This is a genomic window from Ancylobacter sp. Lp-2 (assembly GCF_020523795.1).
Classification (GTDB): domain Bacteria; phylum Pseudomonadota; class Alphaproteobacteria; order Rhizobiales; family Xanthobacteraceae; genus Ancylobacter.
Genome location: NZ_JAJALI010000011.1, coordinates 36274 through 59799, shown reverse-complemented (window position 1 = coordinate 59799; position 23526 = coordinate 36274). Strand labels below are relative to the sequence as shown.

Here is a 23526-nt window from a genome sequence, read left to right as displayed (position 1 = left end):
AGTATGAGCCTGCTGATCTTCGTCATCCGACGGCTGATCTATACCGTGCCGCTGCTGGTCTGCGCGGTAACGGTGATCTTCATACTCGTGCATTCGGCGCCGGGTAATCCGATCGACTACATCATCGGCGAGGCTGGCGCCGACAGCGAGCTGGTGGCGCGACTGCGGGCCGAGATGGGACTGGACCAGCCGCTCCCCATCCAGCTCTGGCGCTACGTGCTGCAGGTGCTGAGCGGCAATCTCGGCTACTCGCTGGTGTCGAGCGCCCCGGTGCTCGACCTCATCCTCGAACGCTTTCCCGCCACCCTGCTGCTGATGGCGAGCCAGTACACGCTCTCCGCCATCATCGGCGTGCTGCTCGGCGTGCTGGCGGCGCGGCGGCCGAACTCGCCCCTCGACACCGCCCTCACCTTCCTGTCGCTGACCAGCTTCTCGCTGCCGATCTTCTGGCTCGGCCAGATGATGATCCTCGCCTTCGGCTATCACCTCGACTGGTTCCCGATCCAGGGCATGAGCAATCTGCGCGAGGGCTACACCGGCTGGCGCTACGCGCTCGACGTCGCCTACCACATGGTGCTGCCGGTGGTGACGCTGACCATCTTCAATCTCGGCCTCATCATGCGCCTCACCCGCGCCAGCATGCTGCAGGTGGTCGGGCAGGACTTTGTGAAGGTCGCCTATGCCAAGGGGCATTCGGAGCGCACCGTGCTGTTGCACCATGCGCTGCGCAACGCCCTGCTGCCGGTGGTGACGGTGGTGGGCCTGGAGATTCCCGGCCTGATCGCTGGCGCCGTGCTCGCCGAAACGGTGTTCGCCTGGCCGGGGCTCGGCCGGCTGACCTTCGATGCCATCACCGCACGGGACTATCCGCTGCTGATGGGCATGTTCATCTTCATCTCCTTCTTCGTGATCGTGGCCAATTTGCTCGTCGACCTCATCTACGGGCTGCTCGATCCCCGCATCCGCTACCAATGAGACGGCCATGTCGATGAGCGTTCCCGTACCGACCAGCCTGCCCCTCACACCGGGGCGGCGCGCCTGGCGACGGCTGCGCCGCCAGAAGGCGGCGATGTTCGGCATGATCGTCACGGCGGTGTTCCTGTTCACCGCCGTCTTCGCCCCGTGGCTCGCCCCCTACGGCCTGCTCGACATCGGCGATTCCTTCGTGCCGCCCTCGCCCGAGCACTGGCTCGGCACCGACAGCCTCGGCAGCGATGTCCTGTCCAACATCATCTACGGCGCGCGGACCTCGCTGATCGTCGGGGTGTTCGCCATGGCGACCTCCTCCGTCATCGGCATCACGCTCGGGAGCATTGCCGGCTATTTTGGCGGCTGGGTCGACGACGCGCTGATGCGCCTGACCGAGCTGTTCCAGATCCTGCCGCAGTTCTTCCTCGCCATCGTGATCGTGGCGCTGTTCGGCTCCAGCATCTGGAATATCGTGCTGGTCATCGGGATCCTGGCCTGGCCGGTCACCGCCCGCCTGATCCGCGCCGAGTTCCTCACCCTGAAGCGGCGCGATTTCGTGGAGGCCGCGCGCAGCCTTGGCATGTCGGATCGCGACATCATCATCCGCGAGATCCTGCCCAACGCGCTGCCGCCGATCATCGTCAACGGCACGCTGCAGATCTCCGGCGCCATCCTGCTGGAGACCAGCCTCGCCTTTCTCGGCCTAGGCGATCCCAACATCATGAGCTGGGGCACCATGCTTCACAACGCGCAGGAGTTCTTCAACCGCGCCTGGTGGATGGCGGCCTTCCCCGGCTTCGCGCTGTTTCTGGCGACCCTGAGCCTGAACCTCATCGGCGATGGGCTGAACGACGCGCTCAACCCGAAACGATGAGCGCGGCGTTCGCGGACCCTGAAGAGACCTTCCGAAACGCAACGCGGACCACCGAAGCGCCCCGCATGAAAAAGCCGCGCCAGCAGTCGCCAAGCGCTCTCGCCCTCCAGGGCAACCGCTAGGCGGCGGCCGAAACGCTGAGTTCTGCCCCTCGCCTCTCGATCCGTTCGCGGATGCTGGCCGGAAGCTGCCGAGCCGATTTCACGCGCGGCATATCCATTTCGGCGATCGCCTGTCTCGGCTCGCCATAGAGCGCCTCGAACTCGGCATAGTTATCGAAGCGGCGCCGGGTCACATTGTCCACGAAGGTCTCCGCCGCAACACCCTCGGCAAGGACGAGTGCGTGGTCCTCCAACTCGATATGGTAATAGGTGAACCGAACCTCTGACGGCCGATGACGGGTCACCGACGTGCCGTTGACGAGCGCACCGGCCTGCACGAGCACGCCATCGATCATCAATGCATGGTCGGGCGATACGAACAGGTCGGACCGAGGCAGGTTGTGATCCAGGGCACCTGCGGAAATCCGGATCGGCCAGACGCGGTCGGGCTCCCCGAAATGGCGGTGCATCGTCTGCCGGCCGATCCAGCGCACGGGTCGCGTCTCGCCAGAGGCGACGCTGACGAGATCGCCGATAACGAGATCTTCCACGAGACGCTCGCCATCCGGCGTGGCGATGCGGGTACCGGCCAGGAAGCACATGGGAGCCACGAAGGCGCCGGTCGTTTCATCGATGTAGGCGCTCGGGTCTGCCGCGATGAGCTCCGCCAAAGCCGGGTCCATATCCTCGAGGTTGAAGGTGACGCTGCCGCCCGCGTCGTTGTCATATACGAGAACGGCATCGCCCGTTCCGGCATCGTAGGTGAAGCGGTCATAGCTTAGCCCGACAACATTCAACGAGTCGCCGTAGCTGAAGCCGTTGACGGTGAAGCTGGGTGTTTCGGCGCTCGACGACGTGAAGTCGTAGGTGAAGCTTCCTGCCTCGTCCCCGACGAAATCCACGGAGTGACTGCTCAGGATTTCGTAATTGAAGTCACCCGGGTGAACCGTGATGCTGGACGCGCCGCTCACCTCATAGCGCAAACTGCTGCCAACCGAGAGGCTCAGCCCGTTCTGCCAAATATAGACATTGGCACCGTTGATCGCCTCGAAAGTCGTATGCGCCAGTACATCGACCCCAAGGCGCGTGAAGACCACCGTTGCATCGATCCCGTCGATGATCAGCGTATAATTCCCGCCGATATCTATGATGTCGAGGGTCGTGGCGGAATTGGGATCATACTCGACCGACCCCGAGCCTACGGTCTGGTCGGAATCACTGAGGTCGATGTCGATCGTCGCCATGGTTGCCCTCCCCTGCGTCGTAACGGGAGGTCACACATTGCCCCACCCGATTTGGCGTGCGGCACATGATCCATTTGACTGCCTCTGAGGCAACCAACCCTCGAGAAATAATCGCGACTTGTTTTGAATATGTGATCTTTTTGACACGAACTTCAGCCAGCTATCCAACCGATCAATATCTGGCTCGGTCCGCATCGCGGGCCCGACCTCCGAGCCGTACGTTTCCCGGCGGCATCCGTCACCTCGCCTCCCTCCGCGTCAGAAGAAGGCGAGGCCGCCGGACGAGAACCGGTCTCCATACCTTCCCTGTATCGCCGCCCCGCCTTCGACGAGGTGCGGCAGATCGGCGCCGGCGGCACTCGCTCGCCTCATCCGTATCGTTTGCCCTGCCCCATCATTTGATCGACGCCTTGCCCAGCGAGACGAGCGAGGCGCGCCCGCCTTGCCTCCGCAAATGAATGATCTGGGCAGCCAGCCCGACAATGAGAATGACGAGGAGACTGGCTTGAGAGCCGAGCAGAAGCGGTGCATTCAGATCCGTCACGAAGGGATGGCCATCCGGAACACGGCGCAGGACTTCCGTCACCGTCGGCAACATCAGCAGAAACGCCGTCAGGCTGAGGAAAATCGTTTCGAGATACGTTCCCGCGCGTCCAAAACTCGAAACACGACCGACGCCATATCCGGCGAGCAGGAGCAGAATCGTCACGGCGCCAATGCCGTAGCTCACCGGCTGATGCGCGACGAGGAACACCGTGACCGCACCAATCATCATCGAGACGAAATAAACCACGCCGGGCGCTGACCGAGGCACGATGCGTCCGTGGCGGGCGAACATGTAGATGGCCAGAGGGATGGCAGGCAGGCTGCCAAGCGTATGCACCCAGCCTAGGGGGGAAATTCCAAACATATCGATCTCCATACCACTCTTCCAACCAGTAGGTAGGCTCAGAGCGCACGTTTTACGGAACATCACGCCGAAACGGTCTCGGCCAAGCACGGCACATCGATGATCAGTGAATATCGCCCGAGGTCACTCAGCGAAGGGCAACCACAACCGGGCTCGTCTCTTCCGGTCATGAATCATAACGATTTCTCGACCCCGACATGCCATTACTTCGCAGATCGCGAACCCGCCGCGTCGGCGATTTTCAGCAGTCATGCGATTAGTTCGAAGACGGCGAAGCCACCTACAATCACATCCATCGCGCCCCTGGAACTTGGACCGACAACAATCAGTTTGACGTCGTTTCATCCTGATCACGACGGCGATCATCCTTCCCGTGGCTATCGTCACGGAGAGATCGCGAAATGAGCCCTTCCATGAGTTGGCCTGTCACGACAGCGAATATCTTCGGATCGCCATAAGCCCGTGCCGAAAGCATCGCGCCGTGAACCGTCGCCATGAAGGCTTCGGCCTCGGCATGAGGGCTATTCGTCAGTTGAAGTTGGCCGTGCTGCGCGCCGCGCTCCAGCACGGATGTCAACCACTCCGACAGAGAGCGGAAATGCGCGCGCACCTCCACGACAACTCCCTCGGGCAAGACGGGGAGTTGGCTGGCCAACAGCGCACAGACACAAAACGGAGCGCTGGCGTCCGCGATACAAGCTTCCCAATATCCTACATAGGATCGAAGCTGTTCCACCGGATCGGAGACTTGAAGCTCGAGCCTCGCCATCCCCGCTTTAGCTTCTTCCCGATACCGCGCAATCAATGTGCGGACCAGATCGACTTTGCTTGGGAAATGGTGATGGATGCTCGCCTTGCGAATGCCGACCACATTCGCGATGTCGGCATAGCTGAAGCCATTATATCCACCAGCGACGATCAGAGCGCGCGCGCAAGCCAGAATGTCATCAGAGGTAGTGGAAATATTGCCCATGCCCATACCTACCTTCTAGTAGGCAGCCTGTCAAACGCCTCCAAGCGAGCGGCTAGACGGGCAGGCCCCTCTTCTGTCGAAGCGTTCAGGCAAGCTCGCCGAGATGCCGGCGCATCCATTGGGCCTCTTCCGATGCCGTACGCCGGAAGTGTCGCTTGAAATCACGACTGAACTGGGCAGGGCTGGCATAGCCGACCGATGCCGCGACTTCCGCGATCGTCCTGCCCTGGCGCGCGATCATCAGGCGTGCCTCGTGGAGGCGCATCGCCTTCACATATTGTATCGGAGTGCTGCCTGTCAGGGCCTTGAAATGGACGTGGTAGGAGGGAACGCTCATGCCGGCCTCACTCGCAAGCGCGGCCACTGAGATCGGCGACGCGTAGGTTTCGCGCAGCCGGGTGAGGCTTTTCACGATCCTCCCGGACGCGCCCCGCTGCTGCAAGGCGGCGATCATCGCCCCGCCTTGCGGGCCGACGAGCACCCGGTAATGCAGTTCGCGCAGGATACTGGTTCCCAGAACGGCAAGCTCCACAGGGTCGCGCAACGCCCGTAACAGGCGCAGCACGACGTCTTCGATATTCGGCTCCATGCGGCTGGACACCAGCCCCTTCACCTCGCCGACTGCCGGTTCGGAACGCCCCGCGCCCACCTCCGAGGCGATCTCGGCAGCCAGACGCATGTCGAACTCGACATAGACGGCGAGCAAGGGGCGCGCTGCGCTCGCCACGGATTCCATCCGGAATGGAACTGGGACCGAAACGGCCAGATAGTGCTCCTCGTCGTAGCGATAGACTTCCCCCTCGAGCATGCCCTGCTTGCGGCCCTGCAGCACGAATACCGCGCCCGGCCTGTAGAGCACCGGGACGTCGTGAAGCACCGCCTCGGTCCTGAGAATGCGGACCCCATCGAGCCCGGTCGGATTGTAACCGTGGCGAGGGGCAAGAAGCCCGGCCAGTTCCACCATCTCGTCGCGCCCCGGCTTGGCGCGCTCCGATGCCATAGGATTTGGCAAGACATTCATAGTTTTCACGATCGATGGCTGCCCGCGCGCAGACTATCAGTCATGGGCATCGCCTATCAAGGAGAGGACAGCATCCATGGCAGCCAAGAGCTTCTTCATCACCGGCGCGAATTCCGGCTTCGGATTCGCGATCGCCGCAGCCGCGATCAAACAGGGCCATCTGGTCATCGGTGCCGTCCGCTCGGAACAGGCGCGAGCCGCTCTTGTGGAACGCCTGCCGGCAGCTCGGTCGGTGCTGTGCGACGTGACGGAGTTCGACCGGATAACCGACATCGTCGCACAGGCCGAAGAGGATCATGGACCGATCGACGTGCTGATCAACAACGCCGGCTACGGTCACGAGGGCATTCTTGAGGAATCGTCTCTAGAGGAGATGAGGCGCCAGTTCGATGTCAACGTCTTCGGTGCCGTCGCCGTCGCCAAGGCATTCCTGCCGCGGTTCCGCGAAAGGCGCCACGGTTTCATCGTCAACATGACCTCGATGGGCGGCATGATCACCATGCCCGGCATCGCCTATTATTGCGGAAGCAAGTTCGCCCTTCAGGGCATTTCAGAAGTCATGCGGGCGGAGATGGCGCCGTTCGGTGTCCACGTCACCGCACTATGCCCCGGATCCTTCCGGACGGACTGGGCCGGACGCTCGATGATCCGGAGTGAGCGATCGATCGCGGATTATGACGCGCTCTTCGATCCGATCCGGCTGGCGCGGCAAGCCAAGAGCGGCAAGCAACTTGGCGACCCCGACAAACTCGCGGCGGCCGTCTTGGGTCTGGTCGAGTCCGGCAACCCGCCGCCCCAGCTTCTGCTCGGCAGCGACGCCTTCGAACTTGTGTCGGACAGGCTCGACCGTCTCAGGCAGGAAATCGAGGCTTGGAGGTCCGTGACTACGTCCACCGACGGCTGATGGCGTGGGCCAGCAGCAGCGGGCGCCTTGTGCTCGAACAGGACGCAGGGCAGCAGCATGCCGGAGGGCAGTCGACTCCCGGATCAGTCCCGGCCGCGCCCTCTTTCTCCCGGAATAGCCGCCACGTCCTAGCGGGCCGACGGCAACTGCCGGCCCTCCTGCCATTGGCCGAGACAATGAAGGCCACAGTGTCCGCCCGGCTCCTCACCCATATGTCGCCCAACCGACGAGTGACCGCTCCAGGAGACGGATGGCGAACTCCAGCGCGAAGGCCACGGCTGCGATGACCAGGATGCCGGCCACCACGACATCGGTGGCGAGGAAATTGGCGGCGGACTGGATCATGAAGCCCACGCCGCGCGTCGCCGCCACCAGTTCGGCGGCCACCAGCGTCGACCAGCCGGCTCCGAGTGCGATGCGCGTGCCGGTGAAGATCGACGGCAGGGCGGACGGCAGCACGACGAGCCGCAGCACCTGCCACCGCGTAGCGCCGAGCGCGCGTGCGACGTTGAGCCTGTCGCGCGCCACGCCGCGCACGCCGGTCGAGGTGGCGATGATGATCGGCGGCAGCATGGCCAAGGCGATGACCAATACTTTGGTGGTCTCGCCGATACCGGCCCAGATGACCACCAGCGGCAGATAGGCCAGCGGCGGAATCGGCCGGAGGAACTCGACAATCGGATCCAGCACGCCCCGTCCGACCGTGGACAGGCCGATGGCGAAGCCGGCGGGTATGCCGATCGCCAGCGACGCGATGAGTGCCGCGAACACACGGGCCAGGCTGGCGCCAAGATGCTGCGCCAGGGTGGCATCGACGAAGCCCTCCGTGGCGATGCGCCCGAGTCGTTCGATCACCACCGCCGGCGAAGGCAGGAACAGCTTGCCGACCAGCCCGGACGCGCTTGCCGCCCACCACAGGGCAATCAGCCCGACGATAGTTGCGAGGGATACAGCGAGCCGAAGGGACGACCCGTCACCGCGTGGCCGCCTCGCCGGCCCCACTGGCTCCGCCGGCTCCACGGGCACCGCGCCACGCGGTAGCCCCTCGGCCGGGACAACGAAGGGCAAGGCGAGTTCGGACACCGGTACCGGCGCGGACATCAGACCGTCCCCTCGAAGAGCGCGGCACGCAGTCGTTCGCGGGCGGCGGAGAAATCCGGGGCCGATTTGACGCTGGCGCCGACGCCCTTTGCCAGCGACCGGCGACCGAAGTCCGACGGCTCGTCCACCACGATCCGCCCCGGCCGCCCGGCGAGGACGATCAGCCGGGTGGCGAGGTAAAGCGCCTCGTCGAGGCCATGGGTGACGAACAGAATGGTTTTGCCGGTCCGGCGCCAGACGTCGAGAACGAGATCCTGCATCTGCTCGCGGGTGAGCGCGTCGAGAGCGCCGAGCGGTTCGTCCATCAGCAGGATTTCCGGATCGGCGATGAGCGCGCGCGCCAGGCTCACCCGCTGGCGCTGCCCGCCCGAAAGCTGCCAGCTCGCGTGATCGCCCTTGCCGGCTAGGCCGACGAGAGCAAGCGCCTCTTCCGCCCGCGCGTCCCGCTCCCGCTTCGGCAGTCCTTTGATCCGCAATCCGAAGCCGACATTTTCCCGGGCGTTGAGCCAAGGGTAAAGCGCGTCCGTCTGCAGCACCACGCCGCGATCGGCCCCCGGCGCGTGCACCTGACGGCCTTCGACACGGATCACTCCGTCATATGCCTGATTGAACCCGGCGACGGCATTGAGCAGCGTCGATTTCCCGCAACCGGAAGCGCCGAGCAACACCACCAGCTCTCCCGCCGGAACGGCAAGGGTAATGTCCTCGAGAATGGTGGCCGTCGTGCCGTTGGGGGTGGGGAAGCGGACGGTCAGTCCGTCGATCGTGAGCTTCATCGCGTTCAGCCTGTACGGAACGGGCTTCCCGAGAAAAATGACCCGGCTTCGCAGCGTCGAGATGCAGCGGAAAGCCGGGTCAAGTTACGCCGTTCGGTAGCCTCGAAGACGGCGCTCGGGAACCTCGTCGGGGATCAGTTGATCTTGGCCGCCTGCTCCGCCGGCGTGCGGCTGACATAGGGGCCGTAATCCTTCAGCACGGCGTCAATCCGACCCTGCTCCTTCAGGAAACCGGCCGTCCTCACCAGCGCCTCGACCGAGCCGCCACCGAGCAGCGCTTCGGAGAGCTGGTCCTTCAGCACCGGAAACTGGTTACCCTTGAGCAGCTCCGGAATCTCCTCCGGCTTGGCGCCAGTGAGCTTGGCAATGGCCGCCACCTGCGGCGAGGCAGCCGTCCAGGTGGCACCGTTCTTCGCATAGTCGGCGTAGGCATCCGCCGTCACCTTGACGAACTGCGCGACGATCTCCGGATGCTTTTCCGCGAAGTCCTTGCGCACGATCCAGGCATCGAAGGTGGGAGCGCCCCACTTCGCCACATCCGCCGAGGAGGCGAACACCTTGCCACTCTCCTTGATCTTGCCGAGCGCGGGATCCCAGACATAGGCGGCATCGATGTCACCGCGCGCGAAGGCCGCCGCGATCTCCGGTGGCCGCAGGTTCAGGATCTCCACGCTCTTGGGATCGACGCCCCAATGCTTCAGCGCCGCCAGCAGGGAATAATGCGTGGTGGAGACGAAGGGCACGGCGATCTTCTTGCCCTTGAAGTCTTCCGGCTTGGCGATGCCCGCTCCGTTGCGCACCACCAGCGCCTCGGCGTCGCCGAGCAGCGCAGCGACATAGATCGTCTCGATCGGCACCTCTCGGCTCGCCGCCGCCGCGAGGGGGCTCGATCCGACATAACCGATCTGCACGGCACCGGAGGCGATAGCGGCGATGACATCGGCACCGGAATCGAATTTGCGCCAGTCGATGGAGGCCTTGGTCGCCTTCTCATAGGAGCCGTCGGCCTGCGCGACCTTGGCCGGATCGGCGCCGGTCTGATAGGCGATGGTCACATCGGCGGCGTGAGCAAGGCTCGCCGTAAAAAGGCCAAGCACGGCCGTGGCCGCGAGCAGAGCGCGGCGGGACAGGAAAGACATCGGAAATTCCATGACAAAGCCGTCGCGGCGCCGCGTAGCGCCGGCATCACGGCCGGATTGGACTATGTGCGGAAAATCGGCAGTGCCGGGATATCAGCGGCGTCGACAGGTCCAGGTCATTTTGCGCCCCCCATTTCCAACGCTGCCCTTTGGCCGAGAAGGCGAGGCTTCAGCGTTGATTTTTCTATGTGAGGGCAGAGCGCGGAGGGTGTCAATAATTTTATATTAGTATTGTAGATTATTTCCGATGCGCCAGCCTCTCCGCCTCCCCGCATCATTCCGGCCGGCTTGCGCTAGAGCGCCTCGCGAATGGTCTGCGTCAGGATGGCGGCGAAACGTTTCACCGCCGATGACGGCGCCTCGGCGAGACAGGCGCGCAGGCATACCGTGCCGAGCGGCGGCAGGCCGGGATGCGTGAGCGCCGTCAGCCCCCGAGGCAGGCCGAAAGGCGTGCGTATGGTCAACCCCAGCCCGGCGGATGTCGCCGCCCAGAGACCAGCGAGGCTCGAACTGGTGAAGGTGACGCGCCAGTCCCGACCGCTCTCCGCCAGCCGCGCCAGCGCATGGGCCCGGAACAGGCAGGGCTCGCCCATCACCACCAGCGGCACCGCCCCCTCTTCCGGCTGGAAGGGACCATCTGGGCCAATCCAGAGAATCGGCAGCTCGGCGACGAACTCCCCGGGCGCCTCGACAGCCGGCGGATTGCGATCCCAGACCAGCGCGATGTCGAGGCGACCACCGGCGATGTCGTCGAGCAGCGCGGAATTGCGATCGACGCGCGCCTCCATGGCCACGCCGGGATGCGAGCGGCTGAAGCGCCCCAGCATCTGCGGCAGCCAGGTCTCGGCGAGATCGGGCGGGATGCCGAGCCGTACCTCGCCGGCCTCGTCGCGCGGCGAGAGCGCCTCCAGCGCCTCGTCGTTCAGGTCGAGCAACCGCTCGGCATAGGCGAAGAAGGTGCGCCCGCTGTCGCTCAGCCCGAGGCCGCGTCCTTCACGATGGAACAGGCGCACGCCCAATTGTTGTTCCAGCCGGCGCATCTGCAGGCTCACCGCCGACTGGCTGCGCCCCACCCGCTCGGCCGCGCGCGCGAAGCTGCCGAGCCGCACCCCCGTAACGAAGGTGCGTACCAGATCCATGTCGAGATTGCCGCGGGCCGGAGGACGCGGTTCTGCCGAGGGACGAAGGTTCATGGGTTGCGACGCGGCGGCTCCATCAATTCATCAATTTTATAAAAGTATCGGGACGCAGAATCAATTTGCCAAAATGGATAGATCCAATACTCTCTTAAATCGATAGATAATTAGTGGCGACAATGCCACGAGTGAGGATTCATGTTCATTCGCAATCCATTGAAGGGGATGAGTCGGCAGGCGATGGGCCTGCTGGCTGCCGCTGGCGTGCTGGCGGCTTTCTCGGCGCCGGCCATCGCCGAGGGCTGGAAGCCGGAGAAGCGGGTGGAGATCGTCCTCGGTGTTTCCGCCAGCGAAGGGCTGAACCGCAATGCCCGCCTCATCCTCGACTGGCTGGTCAAGGACGGCACCATCCCGCCGTCGAGCGTCGTGGTGAACAAGCCGGGTGGCGGGCACGCACTGGCGCTCACCTATACGGCGAGCCAGGTCGGCTCGGGCGAGACCATCCAGTTGGTCAACACGCCGCTGATCACCAACAATCTGCTCGGCCGCAGCCCGATCACCTACAAGGACTTCACCCCCATCGCGCTGCTCTATGACGAGACGGTGGTGTTCTCGGTGCCGTCGAAGTCCAGCATCAAGACCGCGCAGGACCTGATCGACCGGCTGAAGCAGGACCCGTCCTCGGTGGTGTTCTCCACAGCCACCGGCCTCGGCACCGTGCAGCACATCGCCACCCTCGCGCTCGCCAAGGGCGTGGGCGTCGACATCAAGGGCGGCAAGCTCAAGACGGTGAATTTCTCCAACGGCAATGCCGAGGCGATCACCGCCGCCCTCGGTGGGCGCATCGACGTAGTGGTGTCGTCGCCGCAGCCGGTGCTGCCTTTCGTGCAGTCGGGCGACCTGCGCCCCATCGCCGTCGCCAGCCGCGAGCGTGCCGGCGGCTTCCTGGCGGATGTGCCGACCTGGAAGGAATACGGCATCGATTCCGTCATCTATGCCTGGCGCGCCATCGTCGCGCCCAAGGGCCTGACGCCGGAGCAGATTAAGTTCTGGGACGATACCTTCGCCGCCCTCGTCAAGACGCCGGCATGGGAGGAGGAAGTGAAGAAGAGCGACCTCAACCCGCGCTACCTCAACAGTGCCGATACGGCGAAGTTCTTCGAGAATGAGAACAAGCGCTATGCCGACATCTATGGCGGGCTCGGCCTCGATGTCGCCAAGCAGCAATAGCGCCGTGACGCTGGGCGCGCCGGCGGTGCCGCTGTTCCGCCGGCTCGGGGCACAGGCGAGGATCAGTCTCGCTTTGTCCGCCGCCACCGCGATCTTCGCCATCGGCTACATCCGCGCCGCCGCCGCGCTGCCGACCCCGCAACTGGTCGATCCGGTGGGGCCGCGCGCCTTTCCCTACCTGATCGGCGCGGGGCTGCTCATCTGCGCCGCCGGGCTGCTGGTCGAGGGGCTTGTGCTGTTTCGCGACGAGCCGGCGGTCGCTGGCGCCGGCTTCGATCTCGCCGACCCGCGCTACCGCATCGCCGCCGGGGTAATGGGCTGGACGCTGGCCTATTATCTGGCGTTCGGACCGCTAGGCTACATGCTCGCCACTGGCCTGTTCCTGGCTGGCCTGATCTACGTGTTCGACGGCCGCCGGCTGTGGACCACCCTCACCGTCGCACCCACCTTCGCGGTGGCGAGCTTCTATCTGTTCAACAACCTGCTGGACGTCTTCCTGCCGGCCGGCACTCTGTTCGGATTCCGCTGATGGACGGCGCCGACCTTTTCCTGCACGGCCTCACGGTCGCGCTGCAGCCGCATAATCTCGGCTACATCGTCGTCGGCTGCCTGCTCGGCACCGTGGTCGGCATCCTGCCCGGCCTCGGTCCCTCGGCCGGCATGGCGCTGCTGATCCCGATCGTGTTCGGCATGGATCCGACCAGCGCGCTAATGATGATCGCCGCGATCTATTACGGCGCCATGTATGGCGGCTCGGCGACCTCGATCCTGCTCAACACGCCGGGGGAAGCCTCCTCGGTGATGACGACGCTCGACGGCTACCAGATGGCGCGCAACGGCCGGGCCGGCGCGGCGCTGGCGGTGTCCGCCATCGGCTCCTTCATCGCCGGCACGGTCGGCATCGTGCTGCTGAGCGCGCTGTCGCGGCCATTGGCGCAGTTCGCGCTACAATTCGGCCCGCCTGAATACTTCACCCTGATGGTGTTCTCGATGCTGTCGGCCGCTTCGCTGGGCGGCCGCACGGTGGCGCGCGGGCTTTTGTCCATGCTCATCGGCCTCGTCATCGCCACCGTCGGCATCGACCTGCAGAGCGGCATGCCGCGCTTCACCGGCGGCTTCCCGCAACTGCTCGACGGCGTCGACTTCATCCTGGCGGCGGTGGGGCTGTTCGCGCTTTCCGAGGTGTTCGTCAGTCTGGAGGATCATTTCCGCAATCCGGCGCAGCTGATCGGCATCAAGGGCCGGCTGTGGCTCACCCGCGAGGAATGGCGCCGCTCCGTCGGCCCGATCATCCGCGGCACCGCCATCGGCTTCGTCAAGGGCGTGCTGCCCGGCGGCGGCGCCACCGTCTCCACCATGCTGTCCTACAGCCTGGAGCGGGCGCTCTCGAAGGACAAGGCGAAGTTCGGCACCGGCATGATCGAGGGCGTCGCCGGACCGGAGGCGGCCAATAACTCCTCCGCCGCCGGCTCGATGGTGCCGCTGCTGGCGCTCGGCCTGCCGGGCTCGGGCGCGACCGCCGTGCTGCTCGGCGCCTTCGTCATCCTCGGCATCCAGCCCGGGCCGCTGCTGATCAACCAGCATCCGGAGGTGTTCTGGGGCCTCGTCAACAGCATGTATGTCGGCAATGTCGTGCTGTTCGTGATGAACCTGCCGCTGATCTTCCTGTTCGTGCAGCTGCTGCGCATCCCGACCGGCATCCTGTTCCCGCTGGTCATCGCCATCGCCTCGATCGGCGTCTACGCGGTGAATGGCAGCGTGTTCGACCTCTACATCGTCTTCGGCTTCGGGCTGCTCGGCTATGCCTTCCGCAAGCTCGACGTCCCGACCGCGCCGCTGGTGCTCGCTTTGGTGCTGGGCGGGATGATGGAGCAGTCGTTCCGCCAGTCGATGACCATTTCCGGCGGCGATCTCTCGATCTTCGTGTCGAGCGGCCTCGCCATCCTGTTCCTGGTGCTCAGCGTGCTCGCGCTCGCGGCGGCGCTGGTGGTGCCGAGCCTGCTCAAGGCACGTGGTGGGCGGGTATTCGTCGAGGAAGCAGCCGATGTCTGAAGCGCTGCTATCCGACGCGCCGCCGTCTCGGCTGGCGCGGCTCGCCCGGCACGGCACAGCGCTCGCCCGGGCGCGGAAGCTGGCCGCGCAATTCGCGCGCACCGCCGCGCATTACGACACCACCGCCGAGGTGCCGGTCGCGAACTTCGCCGCGCTGCACGCCGAAGGGTTGAGCGGGCTTACCGCGTCTCCCGCCCATGGTGGCGCCGGTACCGGCCTCGCCGAGGCGGTGGAGGTGATCCGCATCCTCGCGCAGGGCGAGCCCTCCACGGCGCTGATCCTGTTCATGCAGTATCTCAACCTCGCCACCCTGCCGCATGGGCGCTGGGATCCGGCGCTGGTAAGCGAGGTGCTGACGCAGGCGGTCGCCACCGGCGGCATGATCAACTCGCTGCGGGTCGAGCCGGAACTCGGCTCGCCGACCCGCGGCGGCCTGCCGGCGACGCTCGCCCGGCGCACCGCGGCCGGCTGGTCGATCAGCGGGCGCAAGATCTATTCGACCGGCTCCAGCGTGCTCGGCTGGATGATCGTCTGGGCCCGCACCGACGAGCCTGAGGTGCGGGTCGGCCGCTTCGCCGTGCCGGTGTCCAGCCCCGGCATCGTCATCGAGCCGACGTGGAACGCACTCGGCATGCGTGCCAGCGGCAGCCACGACGTGGTGTTCGACGCGGTCGCCGTGCCGGCGCGCTACGCCGCCGATCTGCGCCGACCGGAGGAATGGACCGGCAAGGAGCCCCTTCAGGCCGCCTGGCACGGCGTGCTGCTCGGCGCGGTCTATGATGGCATCGCCCGCGCCGCCCGCGACTGGGTCGCCGGCTTCCTGAACGAACGGGTGCCCACCGGCCTCGGCGCGCCCTTGGCCACCCTGCCGCGCGTGCAGGAGGAGATGGGGCGGATCGAGCGGCTGTTGCAAGTCAACGAGGCGCTGTCGCAGGGGCTCGCCCGCGCCGTCGACGAGGGCCGGCTGCCGACGCCCGAGCAGGCCGGCCTCGCCAAGCTCACCGTCACCGAGAACGCCATCGCCGCCGTCGACATCGCGCTGAGGCTGTCCGCCAATCACGGCATCGCTCGCGCCAACCCGCTCGAGCGCCACCACCGCAACGTCCTGTGCGGACGCATCCACACGCCGCAGGAGGATGCCGCGCTCGTCGCCGCCGGCAAAACCGCCCTGTCGGCGGCGCTCGCCCCCTCTTCATCGGAGACATCGTCATGAGCGTCGAACTGATCGGCTATGTCGGCCATTTCAATTCGTCGGAGACCATGCGCCGCGCCGGGCCGGCGCTCGACATCGACCATATCGAGGCGGTGGCCAAGGCGCATGAATATGTCGGTTTCGACCGCGTGCTGGTCGCCTTCAACTCGAACTCGGCCGAAAGCATCCTGATCGGCCAGCATGTGGCTGGGGTCACCGAGCGGCTCAAGCTGATGATCGCCCATCGCCCCGGCTTCACCGCCCCGACGCTGGCGGCGCGCCAGTTCGCCACGCTCGACCAGTTCTCGCGCGGGCGCATCGTCACCCACATCATCACCGGCGGCAACGATTCCGAGCTGGCGCAGGATGGCGATCACCTCACCAAGGACGAGCGCTATGCCCGCACGGGCGAATATATCGAGGTGCTGCGCCGTGAATGGACCAGCCCCGAGCCCTTCAACTTCGACGGCCGCTACTACAAGGTGCGCGGCGGCTTCGGCGACGTGAAGCCGGTGAACCCGACGGGCATCCCGATCTTCTTCGGCGGCGCCTCGCCGGCGGCGATCGAGATCGCCGGCCGCCAAGCCGACGTCTACGCCCTCTATGGCGAGACGCTGGAGCAGGTCGCCGAGCTGATCGGCCGGGTGCGCGCCGCGGCCGGGCCGCATGGCCGCTCGCCTGGCTTCTCGGTCTCGCTCCGCGTGGTTCTCGCCGACACCGAGGAAAAGGCCTGGGCCAAAGCGGAGGACATCCTCGCCCGCGCCACCGCGCTGCGCAATGCCGGCGGCAACCAGCAATCGCCGCACAATATCCGCCGCAAGCGCGCGACCGGCGAGGCCCCTCCGAACGAGGGCTCACGCCGGCTGCTGGCAGCGGCGGCGAAGGGAGCGCGGCTCGACAAATGCCTGTGGACCGGCATCGCCTGGCTCACCGCCGCGCAGGGCAACACCACCGCGCTGGTCGGCACGCCCGACCAGGTTGCCGACGCGCTGCTCGATTACTACGACCTCGGCGTGCGGCGCTTCCTCATTCGCGGCTTCGACCCGCTGGTCGACGCCATCCAGTATGGCCGCGAGCTGCTACCGCGCATCCGCGCGCTGGTCGCCGAGCGCGACACCCGCGCCGCCGCCTGATCCCCTTTTCACCGCCAGCGCGGAGACTGCTCCATGACCCTCGGATCAACCGCCCCCGGACCGACCGGCCTCGAATTCATCGGCTATGTCGGCCATTTCAGCAATTCGGAGGCGCTGCGCCGCACCGGCCCGGCGCTCGACATCCCCTATATCGAGGCGGTGGCGAAAGCGCAGGATTATACCGGATTCGATCGGGTGCTGGTCGCCTTCCACTCGACCTCGGCGGAGAGCATCCTGATCGGCCAGCATGTCGCGAGCGTCACCGAGCGGGTGAAGCTGATGATCGCCCATCGCCCCGGCTTCACCGCCCCGACGCTGGCGGCACGCCAGCTCGCCACGCTCGACCAGTTCTCGCGCGGCCGGGTGGCGGTGCACATCATCACCGGCGGCAACGACACCGAGCTGGCGCAGGATGGTGATCACCTCACCAAGGACGAGCGCTATGCCCGCACCGACGAATATATCGAGGTGCTGCGCCGCGAATGGACCAGCCCCGAGCCCTTCGACTTCGACGGTCGCTACTACAAGGTGCGCGGCGGCTTCGGCGACGTGAAGCCGGTGAACCCGGCGGGCATCCCGATCTTCTTCGGCGGCGCCTCGCCGGCGGCGCTGAAGGTCGCCGGCCGCCATGCCGACGTCTACGCCCTATGGGGCGAAACCTATGAGCAGGTCGCCGAGCTGGTCGGCCGGGTTCGCGCGGCAGCGGCCGAGCACGGGCGCACGCCGGAATTCAGCCTTTCGCTGCGCCCGGTGCTGGCCGACACTGAGGAAAAGGCCTGGGCCAAGGCCGACGACATCCTGGCCCGCGCCAAGGCGTTGCGAGCCGGCGGCGGCGACGGCCGCGCCCCGAACAACGCCCGCAAGTCGCGCGATCCCGGCGTCGCCCCGCCGAACGAGGGCTCGCGCCGGCTGCTGGAGGCGGCGGCGAAGGGGGCACGGCTCGACAAGTGCCTGTGGACCGGCATCGCCGCGCTGACCGGCGCCAGCGGCAATTCGACCGGACTGGTGGGTACGCCCGATCAGGTGGCCGATGCGCTCGCCGACTATGCCGAACTCGGCATCAGCAAGTTCCTGATCCGGGGCTTCGATCCGCTGGCCGACGCCATCCAGTACGGCCGCGAATTGCTGCCGCGCGCCCGGCAGGTGATCGCCGAGCGCGCGAGCGCCGCCACGCTTGCCGCCGAATGATCCGCCAGGGAACCTTGCCGTGAAGCTCTATTACTCTTCGACCTCGCCCTATGCCCGCAAGGTCGCCATTGTCGCGATCGAGACCGGTCACGAGGCGGCCATCGAACGCCTCGCCGCCGCGCCGCATCCCATCGACCGCGATGCGCAGGTGGTCGCCGCCAATCCGCTCGGCAAGGTTCCGACGCTGGTCACCGATGACGGGCTGACGCTGTTCGACAGCCGGGTCATCGCCGAATATCTCGACGCCCATACGCGCCGGCGCCGGGTGTTTCCGGCCGAAGGACCGGCGCGCTGGACGGCGCTGACCCAGCAGTCGCTCGGCGACGGCCTCCTCGATGCCGCGCTGCTGATACGTTACGAGCAGACGGCCCGCCCCGCCGAGCATCGCTGGGATCTCTGGCAGCAGCGCCAGTTCGACAAGATCGGTTCGGCGCTGGCACGGATCGAGGAGTGGTCTCCGGCCCTGACGCCCGACCTCACCATCGGCACCATCACGCTTGGCTGCGCCCTCGGCTATCTCGACCTGCGCTTTCCCGACTACAATTGGCGCGCCGCCCATCGGGGAGCGGCCGACTGGTTCGCGGCGGTCTCGGCGCATCCGAGCCTTGAGGCGACCCGCGCACCACAGCCGCTGGCCGCGTGAACGGGTCGAGCACAGGACAAGACAATGAGCGAGCCTTCACACGACCATCCGCATGATCACGATCACCACCATGATCACGCGGAGGACCGCTGGAAGCACAATGGCGTGCGCGTCATCAAGGGCGACCGGCTCGACGACAACACCGCCCAGACGCCCGGCATGTACCGTCAGGCCGCCATCAATCATGCCCGCGTCGGTGCGCAGAAGATCTGGGCCGGCACGGTGACTATCCAGCCGGACGCCAAGACCGGCGTGCACCATCACGGCGAGTTGGAGAGCGTCATCTATGTGGTGCGCGGGCGCGCCCGCATGCGCTGGGGCGACCGGCTTGAATATGTCGCCGAGGCCGAGCCCGGCGACTTCATCTTCGTGCCGCCCTTCGTGCCGCACCAGGAGATCAACGCCGACCCGAACCAGCCGCTGGAATGCGTGCTGGTGCGCTCGGACAACGAGGCGGTGGTGGTGAACATCACCGATGTCGACCCGGTCGAGAAGCCGGAGGCGGTTTACTGGGTCGACCCGATCCACAAGGCGCCAGGCGGTCAACCTGATTCAGGCAAGGCTTAGCGCCCCGCACCTCGTTCGTCGGAAACCCTGATCATCAGGCGTCGCGTGGGCTAGAATGGCTGGGCGTGGACAATTCTTCCATCGACCAGCGTCATCAGACATTCGAGCCCCCGCACCTCCCCCGCGTCGAGTGACAAGGGGTTGCGCGACAGCACGGCAATGTCGGCGGCGAAGCCCGGCATCAACGGCCCCTTCCAGCCTTCGTCGAAGGTGAGCGCCGCGCCCGCCGCGGTGAACAGCCGCAGCGCCGTCTCAACGTCGAGCGCCTGCCCGGGGCCGATCTGCCGCCCGGTGACGCGCTCCTGCCGCGCCATCGCAACCCATAGGGTGAAGAAGGGGTCGTAGGGGATGTTGTCGGTGGCGATGGCCAGCGGCAGGCCGAGATCGAGCATATGCCGGTGCGGCACGACCAGGTCGCCGCCGTCGGGTTCGTTCAGATAGGCGTGCCCGCCCTTCCAGAGGAAATAGGTCGGGATCGTCGTTACCATCACGCCGAGCGCCTTGAGGGCCTTCAGATCCTCGAGGCGCGCCCGTGCGATGTGCTGGATCACCCAGCGCTTGCCGGCGAGCGGGTGCCGTTCATTGATCGCCTGCAGCACCGGCACGATCTCGTGCAGGTGGTCGCCGACAATGGTGTTCAGCCGCAGATCGTGCTCGGCGGCGAGGAAGCACACCTCACGGAACTCCTCGGGCGTGTAGGCCTGCTCCACGAAGCCGGACCAGCCGGTATTGGGCAGGTCGGCGCGGGCGAGCTCCGCGACCAGCTTGTCGCCGCCATAGGCGACATGAACGCCGGATATGCTGAGCCAGGGATCGCCGAGCCCTTTGCCGCGCGCATAGGCCAGCCAGTCGCGCATCGCGCGCTGCGCCTCGCCGACGCCGGACCAGCTCGGACTGACGCACAGCCCGGTGCGCATGGTCAGCTCGCCGCGCTCCCACAGGGCACGATAGACCGAGATGGTCTCGGGCGCGGAACCATGCCCTTCATACACGCTGGTGGTACCGCAGGCGTGGTAGAGCTCGATCGAGCGCCGCAAGCCTTCCAGCCGCTCCTCGAAGCCGAAGCGCGGCACGGCGCGAAGCATGTCGAACTCGACCGCCGGGCGGCCATTGCGCTCGACAATGGCGCCAGTGGGCTCGCCGGTCACCTCGTCGCAGATGAAGTCGATGCCGCGGCAGCGCGGGCAACTGTGGCGGCTGAGGCCGTTGAGGGCGATGGCGCGGGAATTTAGTGCCGTGTGACCGGGTGGCACGCCCCAATTGCCGAAATGGCCGGGGATATAGACGGGGTTCTCCGGCGCGGCGCGGTCGAGCTCCTCGCGCGTCGGCATCCGGCCTTCGGCGAGCTTGGTCACCCCATCGAAATAATAGGGTGGCTCGCCTACGGGCATGGTGACGATCCAGTCACCCGGAGACGCGGCGGCGGTCGCGGTCGCGATGCGCCGGAGAATTTCGGCCACCGAGCCCGCACCTGCGAGCGACAGGCGCTGCTGCTTCAGCCCCTCTCTCTCCATATGGGCATGGGTATCGTTGAAGCCGGGCATGGCGAACCGGCCCTGAAGGTCGATCCGCCGCGTTGCCGGGCCGGAAAACGCCGCGACGAGATCGTCTCCCCCCGTGGCCACGATGCGCCCGCCGCGAACGGCCAGCGCCTGCACGCGCGGCCGCGTCGGATCGAAGGTCAGGATGTCGCCATTATGCAGGATCAGCTCGGCCGGCTCGGTCATGTCACGCCATTCAGTTCACGTACCAGGGGAACAGCCGCCGCGTGAGCCACACGAAGAGGCGGTCGAATACGAAGCCGAGCGTGCCCAGCAGCATGAGCCCGATGAACATGATGTCCACGCGGAACAGCTGGTGGCCCATCGACATCATGTAGGCGACGCCGGAGGTGGCACCCGACAGCTCCGCCGCGACCAGCACGATCAGCGAGATCGCCATGGCCTGCCGGAGCCCGGCGAGGATCAGCGGCAACGCCGCCGGCAACACCACCAGGAACATGGTGGCGAGCTTGCCCGCGCCGAGGCAGGCCGCCGAGCGCAGATAGACGAGGTTCACGTCGCGCACGCCGATGAAAGTAGCGATCCAGATCGGGAAGAACGCCCCCGTCGCCACCAGGGCGATCTTCGCCCCTTCGCCGATGCCGAACCACAGCACGGAAAGCGGCACCAGCGCGATGACCGGCACCGAGCGGAAGCCGTGCAGCAGCGGTTCGGTGAGATAGTCGGCGACGCGCGAGCGCGCCGTGAACACGCCGGCGGCGATGCCGACGAAGGCCGCCAGCACGAAGCCGGTCGCCGCGCGGCGCACGCTCACGCCGATATTGAGCACGATCTCGCCCGAGAGCAGCATTGGCCAGAAGGCGCTGAACACCACCGAGGGTGTGGGGAACAGCACCTTGTTGATGGTGGGGAACAGCCAGGGCACGCTCTCCCACAGGAGAAGAAACAGCGCCACTCCGCACAGATTGAGCGTCAGCCGCATGAGGAACAGCCACCGCCGGCGGCGTTGCTGAGCGTGCAGGAAGGCGGCTTCCAGTTCGAGGCGATGCGCGCTCTCGGTCGCCAGGCGATTGGCTTCCATGCTCATTCTCCGAGCGCCGCGCCGATATCGGCGTAAAGCCCCGCAAACTCGGCGGAGGAACGTTGACGCGGATACGGCAGGTCGATGGTCATGGAGCGCTTCACGCTGCCGGGATGCGGGCGCATGACCACGACGCGCTGCGCCAGAAAGGCGGCTTCGTCCACATTATGGGTGACAAACACCACCGAGACGCCGGTCTGCTGCCACAGCCGCACCAGATCGTCCTGCAAGGTCGTGCGGGTGATGGCATCGACTGCGGCGAACGGCTCGTCCATCAGCAGCACCCTCGGTTCGTTGACCAGGGCACGGGCCACGGCGACGCGCTGGCGCATGCCGCCGGACAGCTCGTGCGGGTAGCGGTCGAGCGCGCGCTCGAGCCCGACGCGGGCGAGCGCCTCGCGGGCGCGCTCACGCCGCTCGGCCCGGCCCATGCCGCGCATGCGCAGGCCGAACTCCACGTTCTGCCGGGCGGTCATCCACCCGAACAGAGCGTATTCCTGGAAGACGACGCCGCGATCCGGCCCGGGTTCGCCGACCGGGGCGCCGGCAAAGCGCACGCGGCCCTCCGACGGCTTCATGAAGCCGGCGATCAAATGGAGCAGCGTGGTCTTGCCACAGCCGGAAGGGCCGATGAGGCAGACGAATTCGCCTGCCTCGATCTCAAGGGATACCTGCCAGAGCGCCCAGTTCGCCTGGCCCTCGCGCGTCTCGAAGATTTGCGAGACGCCTTCGACTTCGATCAGGCTGGCCACGGTCAGATCGTGACCCGGTCGGGCTTTGCCGCCTTGACGGGTCCCTCATAGATGAGGCCGCGCAGCAGGGCGCGCAGATCGCCCTCCGGCCGCTTGGAGAGCCCGGCGGCGATGGCCCATTCCGCCTGCGCTACGAGATCGTCGAGGAATCGCTCGTCGAAGCCGATCTTGAACTCGAACACGCTGGTGGCGTCCTTGATCTCCTCAGCCGGCGCGCGCACGCGCTCCGAAATGAGCGTGGCCCAGTTCGGGTCCGAATTGATGCGCTCCTCCGCGCCGAACAGCGACTTCACCGCAGCGGCGAGCAGCGCCGGATTCTCCTTGATCACCTTCTCGGAGGTGAGCAGCAGCTGATGGCTCTGGAAGAACTTCTCGAAGCCTTCCTGGGTCATCACCTCGACCTGTCCGCCGGACTGCTTGAGCGCCACGTTCGCCGCCTGTCCGGTCCAGGCGAAGCCGTCGACATCGCCACGCACCGTGGCGACCGTCATGTCGTTGGGCGAGAGGTCGACGACGGTGACGTCGCCAAGGCCGAGGCCGGCCATCTCCAGATATTTCGCCAGCATGTACTGGCCGCTGGTGCCCACGCGGGTGGCGATCTTCTTGCCCTTGAGGCTCGCCGGAGACTTCGGGTCGATGCCGCTGGCCTTGCTAACCACCACCTTCATGTCGCGGGTGTAGCGGCTGTAATTGACGAGAACGATCGGCCTCAGCCCCTGCAGCGCCGCGAAGATGAAGGGCGTGTCCGTCGAGGTCGAGAAATCCGCCGAGCCGGCGAGCAGCGCCTGCATGGATTCACGGCCGGTCGGAAAGTCGATGACGTTGAGATTGACGCCGTTCTGCTTCCACGTGCCCAGCGCCTCCGCGACGAAGGTGAGCGCCCATGTATAGCCCGTGCTGCCATAGGCGAGCGTGGCGTTGATATCGGCCGCATGCGCGCCTCCCCAGGGAAGAGCGGAGGCGACAGCACCCGCTGCGCCCAGTTGCAGCACGGATCGGCGGCTGAGAAATGAGGGAGAGGAGGCGCTGGTCATGGAA

The 23526-nt window shown here is 66.1% G+C and carries 23 protein-coding genes; 11 read left to right on the top strand and 12 right to left on the bottom strand.

Annotation, left to right across the window (positions count from 1 at the left end):
- Nucleotides 1–3 precede the first annotated feature (3 nt).
- The gene (locus tag LGR54_RS21765) at nt 4–975 is read left to right on the top strand and encodes an ABC transporter permease (RefSeq protein ID WP_230364054.1); all 972 of its coding nucleotides are present in this window, start codon (nt 4–6) and stop codon (nt 973–975) included.
- Nucleotides 976–982: 7 nt separating this feature from the next.
- Nucleotides 983–1843 carry an ABC transporter permease gene (locus LGR54_RS21760; RefSeq protein WP_230364053.1) on the top strand — a complete coding sequence of 287 codons (861 nt, stop codon included), beginning with the start codon at nt 983–985 and terminating at the stop codon, nt 1841–1843.
- A 118-nt stretch (nt 1844–1961) separates the two neighbouring features.
- Here LGR54_RS21760 and LGR54_RS21755 read toward each other — a convergent pair whose 3' ends face one another.
- The 4 genes from LGR54_RS21755 to LGR54_RS21740 all read right to left on the bottom strand — a co-directional run bounded on the left by LGR54_RS21755 (nt 1962) and on the right by LGR54_RS21740 (nt 6092).
- Nucleotides 1962–3188 carry a Hint domain-containing protein gene (locus LGR54_RS21755; protein ID WP_230364052.1) on the bottom strand — a complete coding sequence of 409 codons (1227 nt, stop codon included), beginning with the start codon at nt 3186–3188 and terminating at the stop codon, nt 1962–1964.
- 394 nt (nt 3189–3582) lie between these two features.
- A complete protein-coding gene (locus tag LGR54_RS21750; protein WP_230364139.1) occupies nt 3583–4098 on the bottom strand; it encodes a hypothetical protein in 516 nt (171 codons plus the stop codon).
- Between the two features lie 325 nt (nt 4099–4423).
- Nucleotides 4424–5071 carry a TetR/AcrR family transcriptional regulator gene (locus LGR54_RS21745; protein WP_230364138.1) on the bottom strand — a complete coding sequence of 216 codons (648 nt, stop codon included), beginning with the start codon at nt 5069–5071 and terminating at the stop codon, nt 4424–4426.
- 85 nt (nt 5072–5156) lie between these two features.
- Nucleotides 5157–6092, bottom strand: a complete 936-nt coding sequence (locus LGR54_RS21740; RefSeq protein ID WP_230364051.1) for an AraC family transcriptional regulator — start codon at nt 6090–6092, stop codon at nt 5157–5159.
- Nucleotides 6093–6168: 76 nt separating this feature from the next.
- Here LGR54_RS21740 and LGR54_RS21735 point away from each other — a divergent pair, with 76 nt between their 5' ends.
- Nucleotides 6169–6996, top strand: coding sequence for an oxidoreductase (locus LGR54_RS21735; RefSeq protein WP_230364050.1), 828 nt, complete (start codon nt 6169–6171; stop codon nt 6994–6996).
- Between the two features lie 204 nt (nt 6997–7200).
- On the opposite strand, the gene LGR54_RS21730 is transcribed toward LGR54_RS21735, so the two are convergent.
- The 4 genes from LGR54_RS21730 to LGR54_RS21715 all read right to left on the bottom strand — a co-directional run bounded on the left by LGR54_RS21730 (nt 7201) and on the right by LGR54_RS21715 (nt 11205).
- Nucleotides 7201–8097: an ABC transporter permease subunit gene (locus LGR54_RS21730; protein WP_230364049.1), complete on the bottom strand. Its 897-nt coding sequence runs from the start codon at nt 8095–8097 to the stop codon at nt 7201–7203.
- The gene (locus LGR54_RS21725; protein WP_230364048.1) at nt 8097–8873 is read right to left on the bottom strand and encodes a taurine ABC transporter ATP-binding protein; all 777 of its coding nucleotides are present in this window, start codon (nt 8871–8873) and stop codon (nt 8097–8099) included. Before LGR54_RS21725 ends, LGR54_RS21730 begins: the two co-directional genes overlap by 1 nt.
- A gap of 134 nt (nt 8874–9007) precedes the next feature.
- Nucleotides 9008–10012: a taurine ABC transporter substrate-binding protein gene (tauA, locus tag LGR54_RS21720; RefSeq protein ID WP_230364047.1), complete on the bottom strand. Its 1005-nt coding sequence runs from the start codon at nt 10010–10012 to the stop codon at nt 9008–9010.
- 293 nt (nt 10013–10305) lie between these two features.
- Nucleotides 10306–11205, bottom strand: a complete 900-nt coding sequence (locus tag LGR54_RS21715; protein WP_230364046.1) for a LysR substrate-binding domain-containing protein — start codon at nt 11203–11205, stop codon at nt 10306–10308.
- Nucleotides 11206–11346: 141 nt separating this feature from the next.
- Between LGR54_RS21715 and LGR54_RS21710 the strand changes: the two genes are divergently transcribed.
- The 8 genes from LGR54_RS21710 to LGR54_RS21675 are packed head-to-tail and all read left to right on the top strand — an operon-like array spanning nt 11347 to nt 19153.
- Entirely contained in the window at nt 11347–12378 is a 1032-nt protein-coding gene (locus LGR54_RS21710; protein ID WP_230364045.1) for a tripartite tricarboxylate transporter substrate binding protein, read from the top strand.
- Nucleotides 12359–12907, top strand: a complete 549-nt coding sequence (locus LGR54_RS21705) for a tripartite tricarboxylate transporter TctB family protein (RefSeq protein ID WP_230364044.1) — start codon at nt 12359–12361, stop codon at nt 12905–12907. Before LGR54_RS21710 ends, LGR54_RS21705 begins: the two co-directional genes overlap by 20 nt.
- Nucleotides 12907–14430, top strand: coding sequence for a tripartite tricarboxylate transporter permease (locus tag LGR54_RS21700; protein ID WP_230364043.1), 1524 nt, complete (start codon nt 12907–12909; stop codon nt 14428–14430). The genes LGR54_RS21705 and LGR54_RS21700 overlap by 1 nt, the downstream gene beginning before the upstream one ends.
- Nucleotides 14423–15643 carry an acyl-CoA dehydrogenase family protein gene (locus LGR54_RS21695; protein WP_230364042.1) on the top strand — a complete coding sequence of 407 codons (1221 nt, stop codon included), beginning with the start codon at nt 14423–14425 and terminating at the stop codon, nt 15641–15643. The genes LGR54_RS21700 and LGR54_RS21695 overlap by 8 nt, the downstream gene beginning before the upstream one ends.
- Entirely contained in the window at nt 15640–16755 is a 1116-nt protein-coding gene (locus LGR54_RS21690) for an LLM class flavin-dependent oxidoreductase (RefSeq protein WP_230364041.1), read from the top strand. The genes LGR54_RS21695 and LGR54_RS21690 overlap by 4 nt, the downstream gene beginning before the upstream one ends.
- A gap of 33 nt (nt 16756–16788) precedes the next feature.
- Nucleotides 16789–17943 carry an LLM class flavin-dependent oxidoreductase gene (locus LGR54_RS21685; protein ID WP_230364040.1) on the top strand — a complete coding sequence of 385 codons (1155 nt, stop codon included), beginning with the start codon at nt 16789–16791 and terminating at the stop codon, nt 17941–17943.
- A 19-nt stretch (nt 17944–17962) separates the two neighbouring features.
- Complete coding sequence (locus LGR54_RS21680; protein ID WP_230364039.1) at nt 17963–18586, top strand: glutathione S-transferase N-terminal domain-containing protein; 624 nt, start codon at nt 17963–17965, stop codon at nt 18584–18586.
- Nucleotides 18587–18610: 24 nt separating this feature from the next.
- Nucleotides 18611–19153 (top strand): cupin domain-containing protein, encoded by a 543-nt coding sequence (locus tag LGR54_RS21675; RefSeq protein ID WP_230364038.1) that lies wholly within the window; start codon nt 18611–18613, stop codon nt 19151–19153.
- Nucleotides 19154–19203: 50 nt separating this feature from the next.
- Here LGR54_RS21675 and LGR54_RS21670 read toward each other — a convergent pair whose 3' ends face one another.
- Genes LGR54_RS21670 through LGR54_RS21655 form a run of 4 tightly spaced genes read right to left on the bottom strand, consistent with a single transcriptional unit; the run spans nt 19204 to nt 23522 of the window.
- Complete coding sequence (locus LGR54_RS21670; RefSeq protein ID WP_230364037.1) at nt 19204–20880, bottom strand: amidohydrolase; 1677 nt, start codon at nt 20878–20880, stop codon at nt 19204–19206.
- A gap of 10 nt (nt 20881–20890) precedes the next feature.
- Nucleotides 20891–21736 (bottom strand): ABC transporter permease, encoded by an 846-nt coding sequence (locus tag LGR54_RS21665; RefSeq protein ID WP_230364036.1) that lies wholly within the window; start codon nt 21734–21736, stop codon nt 20891–20893.
- A gap of 2 nt (nt 21737–21738) precedes the next feature.
- Nucleotides 21739–22488, bottom strand: a complete 750-nt coding sequence (locus LGR54_RS21660; RefSeq protein ID WP_230364035.1) for an ABC transporter ATP-binding protein — start codon at nt 22486–22488, stop codon at nt 21739–21741.
- A gap of 2 nt (nt 22489–22490) precedes the next feature.
- Nucleotides 22491–23522 (bottom strand): ABC transporter substrate-binding protein, encoded by a 1032-nt coding sequence (locus LGR54_RS21655; RefSeq protein WP_230364034.1) that lies wholly within the window; start codon nt 23520–23522, stop codon nt 22491–22493.
- Nucleotides 23523–23526: the final 4 nt, after the last annotated feature.

Excerpts from the sequence above, each read along its gene's own strand:
- LGR54_RS21685 (WP_230364040.1), top strand. The coding sequence starts at position 16,789 with ATGACCCTCGGATCAACCGCCCCCGGACCGACCGGCCTCGAATTCATC.
- LGR54_RS21735 (WP_230364050.1), top strand. The coding sequence starts at position 6,169 with ATGGCAGCCAAGAGCTTCTTCATCACCGGCGCGAATTCCGGCTTCGGA.
- LGR54_RS21705 (WP_230364044.1), top strand. The coding sequence starts at position 12,359 with ATGTCGCCAAGCAGCAATAGCGCCGTGACGCTGGGCGCGCCGGCGGTG.
- LGR54_RS21750 (WP_230364139.1), bottom strand. The coding sequence starts at position 4,098 with ATGTTTGGAATTTCCCCCCTAGGCTGGGTGCATACGCTTGGCAGCCTG.
- LGR54_RS21695 (WP_230364042.1), top strand. The coding sequence starts at position 14,423 with ATGTCTGAAGCGCTGCTATCCGACGCGCCGCCGTCTCGGCTGGCGCGG.
- LGR54_RS21740 (WP_230364051.1), bottom strand. The coding sequence starts at position 6,092 with ATGAATGTCTTGCCAAATCCTATGGCATCGGAGCGCGCCAAGCCGGGG.
- LGR54_RS21675 (WP_230364038.1), top strand. The coding sequence starts at position 18,611 with ATGAGCGAGCCTTCACACGACCATCCGCATGATCACGATCACCACCAT.
- LGR54_RS21665 (WP_230364036.1), bottom strand. The coding sequence starts at position 21,736 with ATGGAAGCCAATCGCCTGGCGACCGAGAGCGCGCATCGCCTCGAACTG.
- LGR54_RS21710 (WP_230364045.1), top strand. The coding sequence starts at position 11,347 with ATGTTCATTCGCAATCCATTGAAGGGGATGAGTCGGCAGGCGATGGGC.
- LGR54_RS21760 (WP_230364053.1), top strand. The coding sequence starts at position 983 with ATGTCGATGAGCGTTCCCGTACCGACCAGCCTGCCCCTCACACCGGGG.
- LGR54_RS21730 (WP_230364049.1), bottom strand. The coding sequence starts at position 8,097 with ATGTCCGCGCCGGTACCGGTGTCCGAACTCGCCTTGCCCTTCGTTGTC.
- LGR54_RS21655 (WP_230364034.1), bottom strand. The coding sequence starts at position 23,522 with ATGACCAGCGCCTCCTCTCCCTCATTTCTCAGCCGCCGATCCGTGCTG.
- LGR54_RS21670 (WP_230364037.1), bottom strand. The coding sequence starts at position 20,880 with ATGACCGAGCCGGCCGAGCTGATCCTGCATAATGGCGACATCCTGACC.
- LGR54_RS21745 (WP_230364138.1), bottom strand. The coding sequence starts at position 5,071 with ATGGGCAATATTTCCACTACCTCTGATGACATTCTGGCTTGCGCGCGC.
- LGR54_RS21690 (WP_230364041.1), top strand. The coding sequence starts at position 15,640 with ATGAGCGTCGAACTGATCGGCTATGTCGGCCATTTCAATTCGTCGGAG.
- LGR54_RS21700 (WP_230364043.1), top strand. The coding sequence starts at position 12,907 with ATGGACGGCGCCGACCTTTTCCTGCACGGCCTCACGGTCGCGCTGCAG.
- LGR54_RS21715 (WP_230364046.1), bottom strand. The coding sequence starts at position 11,205 with ATGAACCTTCGTCCCTCGGCAGAACCGCGTCCTCCGGCCCGCGGCAAT.
- LGR54_RS21765 (WP_230364054.1), top strand. The coding sequence starts at position 4 with ATGAGCCTGCTGATCTTCGTCATCCGACGGCTGATCTATACCGTGCCG.
- LGR54_RS21725 (WP_230364048.1), bottom strand. The coding sequence starts at position 8,873 with ATGAAGCTCACGATCGACGGACTGACCGTCCGCTTCCCCACCCCCAAC.
- tauA (WP_230364047.1), bottom strand. The coding sequence starts at position 10,012 with ATGTCTTTCCTGTCCCGCCGCGCTCTGCTCGCGGCCACGGCCGTGCTT.
- LGR54_RS21755 (WP_230364052.1), bottom strand. The coding sequence starts at position 3,188 with ATGGCGACGATCGACATCGACCTCAGTGATTCCGACCAGACCGTAGGC.